The organism is Streptococcus sp. HMSC062D07 (genome assembly GCF_001814215.1).
GTDB classification, from domain to species: domain Bacteria; phylum Bacillota; class Bacilli; order Lactobacillales; family Streptococcaceae; genus Streptococcus; species Streptococcus infantis_I.
Genome location: NZ_KV815322.1, coordinates 1 through 15,802 on the forward strand (window position 1 = coordinate 1; position 15,802 = coordinate 15,802).

The 15,802-nt window shown below is 39.9% G+C and carries 18 protein-coding genes, 1 tRNA gene, 1 rRNA gene and 1 other RNA gene; 20 read left to right on the forward strand and 1 reads right to left on the reverse strand.

Annotated features, from left to right (window positions below):
• Positions 1-93: 93 nt before the first annotated feature.
• From rrf to HMPREF2957_RS00345, 15 genes are all read left to right on the forward strand, one after another.
• Positions 94-209, forward strand: a 5S ribosomal RNA gene (gene rrf, locus HMPREF2957_RS00275).
• Between the two features lie 5 nt (positions 210-214).
• A tRNA-Asn gene (locus HMPREF2957_RS00280) sits at positions 215-288 on the forward strand.
• Between the two features lie 199 nt (positions 289-487).
• Entirely contained in the window at positions 488-721 is a 234-nt protein-coding gene (comW, locus tag HMPREF2957_RS09305; protein ID WP_070676958.1) for a sigma(X)-activator ComW, read from the forward strand.
• 243 nt (positions 722-964) lie between these two features.
• Complete coding sequence (locus HMPREF2957_RS00290) at positions 965-2,251, forward strand: adenylosuccinate synthase (protein ID WP_004250345.1); 1,287 nt, start codon at positions 965-967, stop codon at positions 2,249-2,251.
• Positions 2,252-2,449: 198 nt separating this feature from the next.
• A complete protein-coding gene (tadA, locus tag HMPREF2957_RS00295) occupies positions 2,450-2,917 on the forward strand; it encodes a tRNA adenosine(34) deaminase TadA (RefSeq protein ID WP_004250346.1) in 468 nt (155 codons plus the stop codon).
• 32 nt (positions 2,918-2,949) lie between these two features.
• Positions 2,950-3,048, forward strand: an RNA gene (ffs, locus tag HMPREF2957_RS00300) — signal recognition particle sRNA small type.
• A gap of 53 nt (positions 3,049-3,101) precedes the next feature.
• A complete protein-coding gene (locus HMPREF2957_RS00305) occupies positions 3,102-3,545 on the forward strand; it encodes a dUTP diphosphatase (protein WP_004250347.1) in 444 nt (147 codons plus the stop codon).
• Positions 3,496-4,062, forward strand: a complete 567-nt coding sequence (locus tag HMPREF2957_RS00310) for a histidine phosphatase family protein (protein ID WP_033630843.1) — start codon at positions 3,496-3,498, stop codon at positions 4,060-4,062. The genes HMPREF2957_RS00305 and HMPREF2957_RS00310 overlap by 50 nt, the downstream gene beginning before the upstream one ends.
• A gap of 13 nt (positions 4,063-4,075) precedes the next feature.
• Positions 4,076-5,437, forward strand: coding sequence for a DNA repair protein RadA (gene radA, locus HMPREF2957_RS00315; RefSeq protein WP_080581389.1), 1,362 nt, complete (start codon positions 4,076-4,078; stop codon positions 5,435-5,437).
• A 71-nt stretch (positions 5,438-5,508) separates the two neighbouring features.
• Entirely contained in the window at positions 5,509-6,204 is a 696-nt protein-coding gene (locus tag HMPREF2957_RS00320) for a TIGR00266 family protein (protein WP_004250353.1), read from the forward strand.
• Between the two features lie 161 nt (positions 6,205-6,365).
• The gene (locus HMPREF2957_RS00325; protein ID WP_004250355.1) at positions 6,366-6,860 is read left to right on the forward strand and encodes a beta-class carbonic anhydrase; all 495 of its coding nucleotides are present in this window, start codon (positions 6,366-6,368) and stop codon (positions 6,858-6,860) included.
• Positions 6,861-7,074: 214 nt separating this feature from the next.
• The gene (locus HMPREF2957_RS00330) at positions 7,075-8,043 is read left to right on the forward strand and encodes a ribose-phosphate diphosphokinase (protein WP_061863755.1); all 969 of its coding nucleotides are present in this window, start codon (positions 7,075-7,077) and stop codon (positions 8,041-8,043) included.
• Positions 8,044-8,313: 270 nt separating this feature from the next.
• Positions 8,314-9,006 carry an LPKTxAVK-anchored surface protein gene (locus HMPREF2957_RS09340; protein WP_070676959.1) on the forward strand — a complete coding sequence of 231 codons (693 nt, stop codon included), beginning with the start codon at positions 8,314-8,316 and terminating at the stop codon, positions 9,004-9,006.
• A gap of 74 nt (positions 9,007-9,080) precedes the next feature.
• Complete coding sequence (gene srtB / locus HMPREF2957_RS00340) at positions 9,081-9,923, forward strand: class B sortase, LPKTxAVK-specific (protein WP_070676960.1); 843 nt, start codon at positions 9,081-9,083, stop codon at positions 9,921-9,923.
• Positions 9,924-10,065: 142 nt separating this feature from the next.
• On the forward strand, positions 10,066-10,503 hold the full coding sequence (locus HMPREF2957_RS00345) for a CoA-binding protein (protein ID WP_070676961.1): 438 nt from the start codon (positions 10,066-10,068) through the stop codon (positions 10,501-10,503).
• 28 nt (positions 10,504-10,531) lie between these two features.
• Here the strand turns inward: HMPREF2957_RS00345 and HMPREF2957_RS00350 are convergent, their stop codons facing one another.
• Positions 10,532-11,542: a YeiH family protein gene (locus HMPREF2957_RS00350; protein ID WP_070676962.1), complete on the reverse strand. Its 1,011-nt coding sequence runs from the start codon at positions 11,540-11,542 to the stop codon at positions 10,532-10,534.
• Positions 11,543-11,696: 154 nt separating this feature from the next.
• Here HMPREF2957_RS00350 and HMPREF2957_RS00355 point away from each other — a divergent pair, with 154 nt between their 5' ends.
• The 5 genes from HMPREF2957_RS00355 (at position 11,697) to purC (ending at position 15,776) form a co-directional block, all read left to right on the forward strand.
• On the forward strand, positions 11,697-12,866 hold the full coding sequence (locus tag HMPREF2957_RS00355; RefSeq protein ID WP_070676963.1) for a pyridoxal phosphate-dependent aminotransferase: 1,170 nt from the start codon (positions 11,697-11,699) through the stop codon (positions 12,864-12,866).
• Positions 12,863-13,633 carry a DNA repair protein RecO gene (recO, locus tag HMPREF2957_RS00360; RefSeq protein WP_004250368.1) on the forward strand — a complete coding sequence of 257 codons (771 nt, stop codon included), beginning with the start codon at positions 12,863-12,865 and terminating at the stop codon, positions 13,631-13,633. Before HMPREF2957_RS00355 ends, recO begins: the two co-directional genes overlap by 4 nt.
• On the forward strand, positions 13,630-14,622 hold the full coding sequence (gene plsX, locus HMPREF2957_RS00365; RefSeq protein ID WP_004250369.1) for a phosphate acyltransferase PlsX: 993 nt from the start codon (positions 13,630-13,632) through the stop codon (positions 14,620-14,622). The genes recO and plsX overlap by 4 nt, the downstream gene beginning before the upstream one ends.
• A 10-nt stretch (positions 14,623-14,632) precedes the next feature.
• Entirely contained in the window at positions 14,633-14,869 is a 237-nt protein-coding gene (locus HMPREF2957_RS00370) for an acyl carrier protein (RefSeq protein WP_070676964.1), read from the forward strand.
• A gap of 199 nt (positions 14,870-15,068) precedes the next feature.
• Positions 15,069-15,776, forward strand: coding sequence for a phosphoribosylaminoimidazolesuccinocarboxamide synthase (gene purC, locus HMPREF2957_RS00375; RefSeq protein WP_004250372.1), 708 nt, complete (start codon positions 15,069-15,071; stop codon positions 15,774-15,776).
• Positions 15,777-15,802: the final 26 nt, after the last annotated feature.

A 15,802-nucleotide genomic window follows, 5' to 3' on the forward strand; every position in this document is an offset into this window, starting at 1 on the left:
TCGAGGACTTATCCAAAGTAACTGAGAATACGAAGTGTGAAGGATTTCTTGTTATTTGATAGATATTCAATTTTGAGTAGGTATTACTCAGAGTTAAGTGACGATAGCCTAGGAGATACACCTGTACCCATGCCGAACACAGAAGTTAAGCCCTAGAACGCCGGAAGTAGTTGGGGGTTGCCCCCTGTGAGATATGGAAGTCGCTTAGCTTTTATCCGCCATAGCTCAGTTGGTAGTAGCGCATGACTGTTAATCATGATGTCGTAGGTTCGAGTCCTACTGGCGGAGTAGTTAAACGTTCTAAGGAACGTTTTTTTGTTTTCTTGGCTTTATTTTTCTGGATTTTTCAGAGCTTTTTTCCATCTATTTTTACTTCTTTTCTTTGTTTTAAGTTTGTTCAGCTTAAAATTTTTGTTTTATAGAAATATTTATCTATTTATTTTGCCTTTTTGATAAACTTGTTTTATCAATAAGAAAGGTTTTTTATATGCTTCAAAAATATTATGATCGATCTTTGGTTTTTCTAAAGCAAATCGAAAATGAATATTCAATTTTATTTCAAAGTACTGATGAATGGGAATTACTTCATCTTAAATTTTTACTTTATTATTTAATTCATTTTAAGATTAAGAATGAGAAGGATTTTCTTCTCTATCATTTTAGGGCTGCTTATCGTATCTATCTTAATCATTTACTTGGACAAACATTCAATTATTGTTAGTAGATACAGTTATTTTCATTTATTACGAACAATAATAAGTAATTTATAAAAAATATTTAGATTATGCTAAATTTTTATATTTTTTTAAATCAAAAGTGAAAGAATTCCCTAATCTTTTCTAGTGTTAATTCTTGATAAAATAGGCTTTTTTTCTTATAATAAATTGTAAGATATTATTGTGGGTGAGAGTCCCACCATGTATATGAGAAAGGACGAGCCTTTTGGCTCAGACGAAAATTTATTATGACTTCAGTTGTTGTTGTAGGTACCCAATGGGGTGATGAAGGTAAAGGGAAAATTACAGATTTTCTTTCAGCTAATGCGGAAGTGATTGCTCGTTACCAAGGCGGAGATAATGCAGGTCACACAATTGTTATTGATGGAAAGAAATTTAAATTGCACTTGATTCCTTCAGGTATTTTCTTCCCTGAAAAAATCTCTGTAATTGGTAATGGGATGGTAGTAAACCCTAAATCTCTTGTCAAAGAATTGTCTTATTTGCATGAAGAAGGTGTTACAACAGATAATCTAAGGATTTCTGATCGTGCGCATGTTATTTTGCCTTATCACATTGAGTTAGACCGTCTTCAAGAAGAAGCTAAGGGTGATAACAAGATTGGGACGACAATTAAAGGAATTGGTCCAGCCTATATGGACAAGGCAGCTCGTGTTGGAATTCGTATTGCGGATCTTTTGGATAAAGAAATCTTCCGTGAACGTTTAGAACGTAATCTTGCTGAGAAAAATCGTCAATTTGTAAAATTGTATGATAGTGAACCTATTTCAATTGATGATATTTTTGAAGAATACTATGAGTATGGCCAACAAATCAAGCAATATGTGACTGATACTTCTGTTATCTTGAACGACGCGCTTGATAATGGTAAACGGGTTCTCTTTGAGGGTGCACAAGGTGTCATGTTGGATATTGACCAAGGTACCTATCCATTTGTTACTTCATCAAACCCAGTGGCTGGTGGTGTGACAATTGGTTCTGGAGTAGGTCCAAGCAAGATTGACAAAGTTGTCGGTGTATGTAAGGCTTATACAAGTCGTGTAGGTGATGGTCCTTTCCCAACTGAGCTATTTGATGAAGTTGGTGATCGTATTCGTGAAGTGGGGCATGAGTATGGGACAACTACTGGGCGTCCTCGCCGTGTAGGTTGGTTCGACTCAGTTGTTATGCGTCATAGCCGTCGTGTTTCTGGTATCACAAATCTTTCTTTGAACTCTATTGACGTTTTGAGTGGTTTGGATACTGTTAAAATCTGTGTGGCTTATGATCTTGATGGTCAACGTATTGATTACTACCCAGCTAGTCTCGAACAATTGAAACGTTGTAAACCAATCTACGAAGAATTGCCTGGTTGGTCTGAAGATATCACTGGAGTACGTAATTTGGAAGACCTTCCTGAAAATGCACGCAACTATGTTCGCCGTGTTAGCGAATTGGTGGGTGTTCGTATTTCAACATTCTCAGTAGGTCCTGGTCGTGAACAGACAAATATTTTAGAAAGTGTTTGGTCATAGCAGATTTTTAAGATTTGTTTAAGACAGGTTGGATATACTATAGACAGTTACAAGAAGACCTCCTAACTTGTTGTAACAAATTTCCTAAACTTTTCTTTTTCATAATAATCTCCCTATAAAGTCACCGCATTCGGTGGCTTTTTTTGTGTTGAGAAACATGGTATAATGATAGAATTGATAGCTAGGAAGAGAGAAGAGATGAATTACACGCTTGAAGAAAAAGAAGCTTTTATGAGAGAGGCCTTAAAAGAGGCAGAGATTGCTTTAGAGCATGATGAAATCCCGATTGGTTGTGTAATTGTCAAGGATGGAAAAGTCATTGGGAGAGGACACAATGCTCGAGAGGAGTTGCAACGGGCAGTCATGCATGCGGAAATTATGGCCATAGAGAATGCTAATTTGAGCGAAGAGAGTTGGCGTTTGCTCGATTGTACGCTTTTTGTGACCATAGAGCCGTGTGTCATGTGTAGTGGGGCAATTGGTCTCGCACGGATTCCAAACGTGGTCTACGGGGCTAAAAATCAGAAATTTGGCGCCGCTGGGAGCTTGTACGATATTCTAACAGATGAGAGGCTCAATCACCGTGTGGACGTTGAAACAGGTGTTTTAGAGAATGAGTGCGCAGAGATTATGCAAGACTTTTTCCGAAATCGACGTAAAAAATAATTTCTCTTTAAAAATAGAGGGGAATGTGGTATAATAACTAGTGGAGCAACAGTTCTGCGTGAAGCGGGTCAGGGGAGGAATCCAGCAGCCCTAAGCGAGTGTGAATTGTGTGCTCTTTTTTCGTGCTTTTTTCGAATAAATAAGATAAAATAGCCTAGAATAAAAGATTAAAAAGAGGAATAATATGAAAATTCGTGGTTTTGAATTAGTTTCTAGCTTTACAGATGAAACTTTGTTACCTAAACGAGAGACAGCACACGCAGCTGGCTACGACTTAAAGGTGGCAGAGCGCACAGTGATTGGACCAGGAGAAATCGTCCTCGTCCCAACAGGTGTTAAGGCTTATATGCAGCCGACTGAAGTGCTCTATCTTTATGACCGTTCATCAAATCCTCGTAAAAAAGGTTTGGTCTTGATTAACTCTGTGGGTGTCATTGACGGAGATTATTATGGCAATCCAGGGAATGAGGGACATATCTTTGCACAGATGAAGAATATCACAGATCAAGAAGTTGTTCTTGAAGTTGGAGAACGTGTAGTTCAGGCTGTCTTTGCACCATTTTTAATTGCAGATGGAGATGAGGCAGACGGAGTTCGTACTGGTGGGTTTGGATCAACTGGGCACTAAGATGAAGATTATCTTTGTACGTCATGGAGAGCCAGATTACCGTGAGTTAGAGGAGCGTTCTTATACGGGATTTGGGATAGACTTGGCCCCTTTATCGGTAAAAGGAAGACAACAAGCTCAGGAACTTTGCAAAAATCTTTTGTTTGGCTCAGCTGATATACTGGTGTCTTCTGCAGTGACGCGAGCATTAGAAACGGCTTCTTATGTATCTTGTGCTACTGGGCTTCCTTTGAGAGTGGAGCCATTATTGCATGAATGGCAGGTCTATGAAAGTGGCATAGATAGATTTGAAGAAGCTAGAAGACTATTTTTAGAAAATAATGGGGAGTTGCTCCTAAATTCTCCTGTTCAATATGAGACAGCTGTAGAGATGAAGACTCGTTTTCTAGAATGCATGGCTAAGTATCGGGAACATCAAACTGTGGTAGTTGTAGCCCATCGAATGCTGATACGGCAGTTTGTACCAAATGAGAAGATTGATTTTTGCCAAGTGATTGAATGTGAGATAGAGATATAGAAAGAGGTTTATTATCGCAAAGAAAAAGGCGACATTTGTGTGTCAAAATTGTGAATATAATTCACCAAAGTATTTAGGACGCTGTCCAAACTGTGGAGCTTGGTCTTCTTTTGTTGAGGAGGTTGAGGTTGCAGAAGTCAAGAATGCGCGTGTGTCCTTGACAGGTGAGAAAACCAAGCCCATGAAATTGGCAGAAGTAACTTCTATTAATGTCAATCGAACCAAGACTGAGATGGAGGAATTCAACCGTGTACTCGGTGGAGGTGTGGTGCCAGGGAGTCTCGTCCTAATTGGTGGAGATCCAGGTATTGGAAAATCAACCCTTCTCTTACAAGTATCAACTCAGTTGTCTCAAGTAGGGACAGTTCTCTATGTCAGTGGGGAGGAGTCTGCTCAACAGATCAAACTCCGTGCAGAGCGCTTGGGGGATATTGATAGCGAGTTTTATCTCTATGCTGAGACCAATATGCAGAGCGTGAGAGCTGAGGTGGAGCGAATCCAACCAGACTTTCTTATCATCGATTCGATCCAGACCATTATGTCTCCTGAGATTTCAGGGGTACAAGGGTCGGTTTCCCAAGTACGCGAGGTGACAGCTGAACTCATGCAGCTGGCCAAGACCAATAACATTGCTATCTTTATCGTAGGGCATGTGACCAAGGAAGGAACTTTGGCTGGTCCTCGTATGTTGGAACATATGGTGGATACGGTGCTTTACTTTGAAGGGGAACGTCACCATACCTTCCGGATTCTGAGAGCAGTCAAGAACCGTTTTGGATCGACCAATGAAATCGGGATTTTTGAAATGCAATCAGGTGGTTTGGTTGAAGTCCTGAATCCTAGTGAAGTGTTTCTGGAAGAACGCTTGGATGGAGCGACTGGTTCGTCCATCGTTGTGACTATGGAAGGAACACGTCCAATTCTTGCTGAAGTGCAGGCCTTGGTGACGCCGACCATGTTTGGGAATGCTAAGCGTACGACGACAGGGCTTGATTTCAATCGTGCTAGTCTGATTATGGCTGTCTTGGAAAAACGGGCTGGTCTCTTGCTTCAAAATCAGGATGCCTATCTTAAATCAGCTGGTGGTGTCAAATTAGATGAACCTGCTATTGACCTGGCTGTTGCAGTTGCTATTGCTTCTAGCTACAAGGACAAGCCAACCAATCCCCAGGAATGTTTTGTAGGAGAGTTGGGCTTGACGGGAGAGATTCGGCGCGTAAATCGTATCGAACAACGGATCAATGAAGCCGCTAAGCTTGGATTTACAAAAATCTATGTACCAAAAAACTCCCTAACAGGTATAAAGCCACCTAAGGAAATTCAGGTGATTGGGGTGACGACTATTCAGGAAGTCTTGAAAAAAGTATTCTCCTAATCGTTATGGTCAGTTTTAGATGACTAATTATTTTATTGCTAACATTTATTAAAAATAAGGAGGAATTTCTGATGAAATTTTCTATGGATAGTCAAATGCAGTTTCCTTTGGTAGAGTTGTCGCTCAATCAGGGGGAAACGGTCTTTATTCAGCGTGGTAGCATGGTCTACCATACACCTAATGTAAGTCTCAATACCCAGCTCAATGCAAGCGGTTCTGGTTTGGGACGTTTTGTCAAAGCTGTAGGGCGTTCAATGGTTTCTGGTGAAAGTACCTTTATCACTCAAGCTGTTGCAGAGTCTGACAACGGCAACCTTGCTTTAGCACCAGATACTCCTGGTCAAGTGATTGCTCTTGAGCTAGGCGAAAACCAGTACCGATTGAATGATGGGGCCTTTTTAGCTCTTGATGGTACAGCTTTCTATACAATGGAGCGCCAGTCTATTGGGAAAGCTCTGTTCGGAGGGCAAGGCGGTCTCTTTGTGATGACAACCCAAGGTCAGGGAACTCTTTTGGCCAATGCTTTTGGATCTATTAAGAAAATTGAGCTACAAAACCAAGAAATAACCATCGACAATGCCCATGTGGTGGCTTGGAGTCAATCTCTGGACTATGATATCCACTTAGAAAATGGCTTCTGGCAGTCTATTGGTACAGGCGAAGGAGTGGTGAATACCTTCCGAGGTACCGGTGAGGTCTATGTACAAAGTCTCAATCTTCAGAGCTTTGCAGGCTCTCTTAACAAGTATATCCAAAAAGGTTCATAATATTAAAAAACTAGGACAGAAACCCAAGCTAGTTGCTGGATGTCTCTGTCCCAGTTTTTTTATATGAAAGTTAACAGCTGACAAGACAAAGAAAAGATGGTAAGATAGGAGATAAATAATTTGGTGTTCAAATTATCTGGCAGACTAGAAAGTGAGTTGTCATGTCCTATTTTGAAAATTTTTTAAAAGCCAATCAAGCTTATGTAGAACTACATGGAGATTTGCATTTATCCATTAAACCCAAGACCAAGGTTGCAATCGTAACTTGTATGGATTCACGTTTGCACGTTGCACCAGCTCTAGGGTTAGCTCTTGGAGATGCTCATATCTTAAGGAATGCGGGTGGTCGAGTGACTGAGGATATGATTCGTTCACTTGTAATTTCCCAACAACAAATGGGGACAAGAGAAATTGTGGTTCTTCATCATACAGACTGCGGGGCTCAAACCTTCAATAACGAGGATTTTCAAGAGCATCTAAAATGTGAATTGGGAGTTGATGTATCTGGGCAGGACTTTTTACCGTTTCAAGACATCGATGAGAGTGTTCGAGAGGATATGAAATTGCTGCGAGAATGCCCCTTAATTCCAGATGATGTTATTATTTCAGGAGCTGTTTACGATGTGGATACAGGTAGTATGAGGGAGATATACTAACTTTCTAATTAAAAGCTTCTGGAGTAGCATGAAGTAGGATGAGAAGGTTGACAAGTTTTACCTTTGATATCACTAATATAAAATGGTATAAGATAAGAGTATAAAAGTCTACTCTTGTCTTATTTTTTATTGAAAAATCGAGAAAAAAGCGCTACAATGATAGATGGAAAATGTTGTGAAAAACACAAGTGATACATAAATACCGGAGGAAATCATGTCTTTTTCTGATTTAAAGCTGTTTGCCCTTTCTTCAAATAGAGAATTGGCAGAGCGTGTGGCACAAGAGATTGGGATAGAGTTGGGAAAATCGACTGTTCGTCAATTTTCAGACGGAGAAATTCAAGTTAATATCGAAGAATCGATCCGCGGAAAACACGTCTTTATTCTACAATCAACTAGCTCACCAGTAAATGATAATCTACTTGAGATTTTGATTATGGTAGACGCTTTGAAGCGCGCCAGTGCAGAATCTGTCAACGTTGTTATGCCTTACTATGGTTATGCACGTCAGGATAGAAAGGCAAGAGCGCGTGAGCCAATCACTTCAAAACTCGTTGCAAATATGCTTGAAGTAGCTGGAGTTGATCGTTTGTTGACGATTGATTTGCACGCTGCACAGATTCAAGGTTTCTTTGATATTCCGGTGGATCACTTGATGGGCGCTCCATTGATTGCGGATTACTTTGAGCGTCGTGGCATGGTTGGTTCCGACTATGTTGTTGTCAGCCCGGACCACGGTGGGGTGACTCGTGCTCGTAAATTAGCAGAATTTTTGAAAACTCCAATTGCCATTATCGACAAGCGTCGTAGTGTAGACAAGATGAATACTAGTGAAGTTATGAATATCATTGGTAAGGTAGAAGGTAAGACTTGTATCTTGATTGACGATATGATTGATACAGCTGGAACCATTTGTCATGCGGCTGATGCTCTAGCAGAAGCAGGAGCTGTTGAAGTTTACGCAAGTTGTACGCACCCAGTTCTTTCTGGTCCAGCAATGGAGAATATCCAGAAATCAGCCATTAAAAAATTGGTTGTTTTGGATACTATCTACCTACCAGAGGAACGTTTGATTGATAAGATTGAGCAAATCTCTATCGCTCATCTTTTAGGCGATGCAATCATCCGTATCCACGAAAAACGTCCTCTTTCCCCATTGTTTAGTATCGAGAAGACTATTTAAAATTACAGCTGAAAAAATAAAATATACTCTTAGAAATACAGAACCTAACACTCGTAAAACTCTATATTGTTCGGATTTTAAACGTTTTTATACCAATTATTTCAAGAATTTTATTTGATTTTTGTAATTCGAATGAATTTTACTTGTTTTTTACCAGAAAATATAAATTTATTTTAAAAAAAGCTTGACAACTCTAATATATGTGATATAATTTGAGTTAGTAAGGATTATCCTTATAATTAAATTTTAAAATTAAAGAGGAGATAAAACATGAAGAAAGTTTTATTATCATCAGTAGCAGCTCTTGCAGTATTTTCTGCAGTAGCTCCAGTTTTTGCGGATAACGATCCAAAAACATTTGACTCAAAGAACTACGTTCCAGCAGCACCAGCTAATGACAAAGCACAGACTAAGCCAGAAACTTCTTATGGTGACAATGTTAACCCAGATGGAACTCTTAAACGTGTAGTTCCAAATGGAACACATGCTCGTATTAATGTTAAAGACCGCTTGGGTGCTCCAGTTGCTGGAGTTACAGTTGACTTCCTTGTAAACGGAGTTGCATCACAAGCAGTTACAGATGCAAATGGTGACGCTTCAATCGCAGCACCTGCTGGAACAACTGTTCGCTACCGTGTAGCAGCAGCACCTGCTGGATACTTCCAAAATGTTAACCAAGAAGGTGCAATCGTTGTAGGTGGTGACATGTTTACTAACGAATACCTTGTAATCGAAAAAACTGATAGTTACTTGAACCCTAACTATACTCCAGGTAGCGATAACAAGCCAGCAGCTACTCAAGCAGCAGCTGATCAAGCAGCTGATCAAGCAGCAACTAAACCAGAAGATGGTAAACCAGGTGCTGTAGACCAAGCTAAAAAAGCAGACGAAGCAGCTAAAAAAGCTGGTGCATCTGCAAAAGCAGGTCAAAAAGCTCTTCCAAAAACACACGCTGCTAAATAATTTTATTTAAAAAGTAGCCAATCACTGAAACTTGGTTTCAGTGATTTTTTTGATAAAAAATGAGGGAGGAAAAGATGAGTGGACATTCTAGAACAAAGAAAACACCTATTGGTAAAATAATTGCTTCTATCGCTGCAGTAGTTATCGTTGCTTTGGGAGCCTTGTTTATATATAATAACAGCTTCTCAGCATCAAGTGAGAATAAGCAGACTGAGACTACCGTTACTCAGGAAGCGTCAAAGCAAGCTTATACTGCTAGCCAAGAAGAAAAAGAATATCTTGCTAATAAGTTTAAAGGCTTGCTCGCAACAAACTCTGAAACGGTTGGTTATGTATATATTCCTGGTACACAGTTAGATGAACCAGTCGTTCAAACAACGGATAATGCGACTTATTTGGATAAGCGCTTTGACGGCGTTAACGAACCTTTAATGGGTGCAGTCTTTATGGATGCTGATAACAAGAAGGACTTTAGCGACCGATTGACTTGGTTATTTGGTCACGCCCGTGGTAGTAAAGTTCCTGATCACCGCATGTTTAAAGATGTGAATTACTTCAGTCGCCAAGAATATTTTGATGCACACCCTTATGTTGTCATTGAAACTCCAGAAAGAAAGTATTATTATGAAGCTGTTGCTATGATTATTGTTCCAGAAGAAACAGCTTTTTACCGTACTTCTTTTGATGATGATGCGGATTTTGAGAAACAGCTAACTACTATTTATGATACTGCAGAGGTTAAGAAACCAAATGTCAAGGTATCAGCTAAGGATAAATATCTTGTTCTTTCTACTTGTCGTGAAGAAGATGATACGATTCGTGCCAATCTCTACCTTCGACAAATTCCTGACTCAGAGATGAGTGATTTTGTCAAACAGCACGGAGAAAGCCTTCAGTATAAACCAACAAGAGAATAATCTTTAAATAAAATTTTTATGAATCCTCTTAAAATTAAATGAAATAGTTTAATTTTGGGAGGATTTTTTGATTTTGATTTTTATAGTAAATTTCTGCAAACCCTTTCAAAATATGCTATACTGATGAAAAAGGAGGGTTTCTATGACTCAAGAATTTATCAATCCAAGTGATGGAGTGGTCCGTCAGTATCTAGCAACCAGTAAAACTCTAGCTGTAGTAGGTTTATCCGATCGTGAGGAAACAACTAGCAATCGAGTGACTAAAGAAATGCAGGCTCGTGGCTATAAAATTATTCCGGTTAACCCTAAAGTTGCAGGTAGCGAGATTTTGGGAGAAAAGGTTTATGCCAGTCTAGCTGAAATTCCTTTCCCTGTAGATATCGTCAATGTATATCGTCGCAGTGAATTTTTACCTGATGTAGCACGAGACTTTCTCAAGGCAGATGCTAAGATTTTTTGGGCACAACTAGGACTTGAAAGTTTGGAAGCAGAAGAAATCTTGCGTGCTGGAGGATGCGATGACATCGTGATGAACCGTTGTATTAAGAGAGAACATACACGTTTAATTCTTGAACAATAAAAAGGTAGCCTTTAGGCTACCTTTTTTCTTAGAAAATACCGATGAGTGATTGCATGCCAAGACTAGTCAGGATGATAGCAATCCAGCAAAGGGCTCCAAGAAGAATGGATTTTCCACTGGATTTGATCATAGCAATGAGGTTGGTTTTGAGACCAATAGCACTCATAGCCATGATGATGAGGAATTTGGAGAGTTGTTTGAGAGGTGAAAAGAGGCTATTGCTAATACCAAAAGAAGTAAGGACGGTGGTTAGCAGTGAAGCTAGGATAAAGTAGAGAATGAAAACGGGGAAGATTTTTTTAAGCTTCACTCCTTGGTTGTTGCCTTGTTGACGGCTTTGCCAATAGGAGAGAAAGAGAGTGATAGGGATAATAGCTAGAGTACGGGTCAGTTTGACAATAGTGGCAGATTCGAGAGTGTTTGTATTGTATAGGCTATCCCAGGCACTAGCTGTGGCTGTTACAGAGGACGTATCGTTGACCGCAGTACCCGCAAAGAGAGCAAAACCTTCGTTGGAAAGATGGAGCCAAGACCCTAGAGTTGGAAAGATAAGAGCTGCCAATACATTGAAGAAAAAGATAACAGATATGGCTTGGGCCACTTCTTTTTCTTTAGCATGGATGACAGGAGCAGTTGCCGCAATGGCAGAACCTCCACAGATAGAAGAACCTACTCCAATCAAGGTAGCAAGCTTCGTATCAAGGTTAAAAAATCGTTGGAAAAAGAAAGCTATAATCAAAGCGATAGAAATAGTCGAAAGGATGACTGGGAGGGAAGATTTTCCAACTGCGAAAACTTGTGAGATATTGAGTCCAAATCCAAGCAAGATAACAGCATACTGAAGCAATTTCTTGGAGCTGTAAGTTAAACCAGCCTCCAGTTGTTTATAGGAAGTGAGAAAGGGATGGAGAATCATTCCGATAAAAATGGCGAAAACAGGTGCTCCCACAACAGGCAGAAAGCCTCCTAAAACCCAAGAGATGATAGAAATGATTAGACAGGCTAACAGTCCTGCCCAATTTTTTGATAGAAATGACATAAAAACCTCCAAAAATAAATACTACTTATTATAATCTTATCTGTCAGAAAAGTAAAATAGAAAGTGGGAATAAGGTTGTAAATTAATGGAATTTTGCGGTCAGAGAGCTTTTGTAGTATAATGGATATATGTTCTTTGATCAAGGAGGATATCTATGGACCTAACCAAACGCTTTAATAAACAATTAGATAAGATTCAAGTTTCCTTGATTCGTCAGTTTGATCAGGCTATTTCAGAGATTCCTGGAGTGTTACGTCTGACTCTAGGAGAACCAGATTTTACAACGCCAGATCATGTCAAGGAAGCTGCAAAGCGAGCCATTGACCAAGACCAATCCTACTATACAGGGATGAGTGGTTTGTTGACCTTGCGTCAGGCGGCGAGTGATTTTGTAAAAGAGAAATATCGGCTAGACTACAATCCAGAGAATGAAATCTTAGTCACAATTGGTGCGACAGAGGCTCTATCAGCTACTCTGACAGCTATTTTGGAGGAAGGAGACAAGGTTCTCTTGCCAGCTCCTGCCTATCCTGGCTATGAGCCAATAGTTAATCTAGTTGGTGCAGAGATTGTCGAGATTGATACAACTGAAAATGGTTTTGTTTTGACGCCTGAGATGTTGGAAAAGGCAATTTTGGAGCAGGGGGACAAGCTCAAGGCAGTTATTCTCAACTATCCAGCCAACCCTACAGGAATTACTTATAGTCGCGAGCAATTAGAAGCCTTGGCAGCTGTTTTACGTAAGTATGAGATTTTCGTAGTCTGTGATGAAGTCTACTCAGAATTGACCTATACAGGGGAAAATCATGTATCTTTGGGAACTATGTTGAGAGATCAGGCAATTATCATTAACGGTCTTTCTAAATCCCATGCCATGACAGGTTGGCGTTTAGGTTTTATCTTTGCACCAGCAAACTTTACGGCTCAACTCATCAAGAGTCATCAGTATTTGGTAACTGCTGCAAACACCATGGCGCAACATGCTGCGGTGGAAGCATTGACAGCTGGTAAGAACGATGCAGAACCCATGAAGAAGGAATATATCCAACGTCGGGACTACATTATTGAGAAGATGACTGACCTTGGTTTTGAGATTATCAAACCAGATGGGGCTTTTTATATCTTTGCTAAGATTCCGGCAGGCTATAATCAAGATTCTTTTGCTTTTTTAAAGGATTTTGCCAAGAAGAAGGCTGTTGCCTTTATTCCTGGTGCTGCCTTTGGTCAGTATGGAGAGGGCTATGTTCGCCTATCTTATGCAGCTAGCATGGAAACCATCAGAGAAGCTATGAAACGACTTGAGGAGTACATGAGAGAAACATGATTCAATCGATTACGAGTCAGGGTTTAGTACTTTACAATCGAAATTTTCGAGAGGATGATAAGCTTGTTAAAATCTTTACAGAACAGGCAGGGAAGCGCATGTTTTTTGTCAAACACGCCGGCCAATCCAAACTAGCTCCTGTCATTCAACCTTTAGTCTTAGCCCATTTTCTCCTAAAAGTCAATGACGATGGACTTAGTTATATAGAAGATTATCATGAGGTGAAGACTTTTCCGAAAATCAATAGTGACCTCTTTGTTATGGCTTATGCGACTTACGTTGCAGCCTTGGCAGATGCGAGTTTGCAGGATAACCAAGAAGATGCTCCCTTATTTGCTTTTTTGCAAAAGACTTTAGAGCTGATGGAAGAGGGTCTGGATTATCAAGTTTTGACCAATATTTTTGAAATTCAAATATTGACACGTTTTGGAATCAGTCTCAACTTTAATGAGTGTACCTTTTGTCATCGTGTGGGGCAAGCCTTTGACTTCTCCTTCAAATACGGGGCTTGTCTTTGTCCCGATCATTACCATGAAGATGAGAAACGATGTCATCTAAATCCCAATATTCCTTATCTGCTCAATCAATTTCAAGCCATTGATTTTGAGACCTTGGAGGCTATCTCACTTAAGGCCGAAATCAAGCAAGACTTGCGTAAGTTTATGGACCAAATCTACGAGGAATATGTCGGCATTCATCTAAAATCAAAGAAATTTATTGATTCCCTAGCCGACTGGGGACAACTACTGAAAGAGGAAGACAAATGAAAAAAATCGCAGTTGATGCAATGGGTGGCGATTACGCACCACAAGCTATTGTAGAGGGAGTTAATCAAGCCCTTGCTGACTTTTCAGATATTGAAGTCCAACTTTATGGAGATGAAAGCAAAATCAAGCAATATCTAACAGCTACAGAGCGCGTCAGCATTATCCATACGGATGAAAAAATCGACTCAGATGATGAGCCTACAAAAGCCATCCGCAAGAAGAAAAATTCCAGCATGGTATTGGCAGCTAAGGCTGTCAAAGATGGAGAGGCAGATGCAGTTCTTTCTGCAGGAAATACAGGTGCCTTGTTAGCAGCAGGATTCTTCATCGTTGGTCGTATCAAAAATATCGATCGACCAGGTCTTATGTCAACCTTGCCAACTATTGATGGAAAAGGTTTTGATATGCTTGACCTTGGTGCTAATGCAGAAAATACAGCTCATCACCTGCATCAATACGCTATCCTAGGTTCCTTCTATGCTAGAAATGTTCGTGGCATTGAAAAACCTCGTGTAGGTTTGCTTAATAACGGGACAGAGAGCAGCAAGGGAGATCCACTCCGCAAGGAAGCCTATGACCTATTAGTGGCTGATAAGAGTTTGAATTTCGTCGGGAACGTGGAAGCGCGTGATTTAATGGATGGTGTTGCCGATGTAGTCGTAACAGATGGTTTCACGGGAAACGCTGTGCTCAAAGCTATTGAAGGGACTGCTATGGGTATCATGGGCTTGCTTAAAAATGCTATTGTAGGTGGCGGTCTTAGAGCTAAGCTAGGAGCTTTCCTTCTTAAGGATAACCTCAGAGGTTTGAAAAAACAGCTCAACTATTCAGATGTTGGAGGCGCGGTTCTGTTTGGTGTTAAAGCACCAGTAGTTAAGACTCATGGTTCAAGTGATGCCAAGGCTGTCTATAGCACAATACGCCAGATTCGTACCATGCTTGAGACAGATGTAGTTGCTCAAACTGCGCGTGAATTTTCAGAGGAATAAGGAGAACAATATGACAGAACAACAAATTTTTGACCGTATCGTAACCATCATTCAAGAGCGTCAAGGAGAGGACTTTGTAGTTACTGAAAACTTGAGTTTAAAGGATGATTTAGATGCTGATTCAGTAGATTTGATGGAATTTATTCTAACAGTTGAGGATGAATTTGGAATCGAGATCAGTGATGAAGAAATTGACAACCTCCAAAGTGTTGCAGACGTATTAGCAATCATCAAAAATAGAATATAAGAAAAAGCAACATGCTGGTCATGTTGCTTTTTTGATTGTGTGAAGTTTGAATGATTGTGGTCTGGTTATCTAAATAGTCTGATTTGATTTTTTTCTAAATGTTTTAGAGTGAAGAATACGTTTACGTTCGTAAAACATTTGATTTATGCTTATTTTTGTGTTAGAATGAGGCAAAGTAATACGAAAGGCGAATAATAAAATGTCCAGCAAACTTATTTATACGGGAAAAGCTAAAGATATCTATACTACAGAAGACGAACATGTGATTAGGTCCGTTTATAAGGACCAAGCTACCATGCTTAATGGTGCTCGTAAAGAGACCATCGAAGGCAAAGGTGTGCTCAATAATCAGATTTCGTCTCTTATTTTTGAAAAATTGAATGCTGCAGGTGTGGCTACTCACTTTATCGAACGTATCTCTGACACAGAACAACTCAACAAGAAAGTGACCATCATTCCTTTGGAGGTTGTGCTTCGTAACGTGACTGCGGGTTCTTTCTCAAAACGTTTTGGCGTGGAAGAAGGTTTGGACTTGAAAACTCCAATCGTTGAATTTTACTACAAGAACGATGAGTTGGATGATCCATTCATCAATGATGAGCATGTGAAGTTCTTGGATATTGCCAATGATGAACAAATCGCTTATATCAAGGAAGAAACACGTCGCATCAATGGATTGCTGAAAGATTGGTTTGCACAAATTGGTCTTCGTTTGATTGACTTTAAATTGGAATTCGGTTTTGATAAGGATGGCAAGATTATCTTGGCAGATGAATTCTCTCCAGATAACTGCCGCCTTTGGGATGCTGAAGGGCACCATATGGACAAGGATGTTTTCCGTAGAGATTTGGGCAGTCTAACGGATGTTTATAAGGTCGTGTTAGAAAAATTGCAAGGATTGAAGTAAAGTTTTACTTGGTCGTCACTACAATC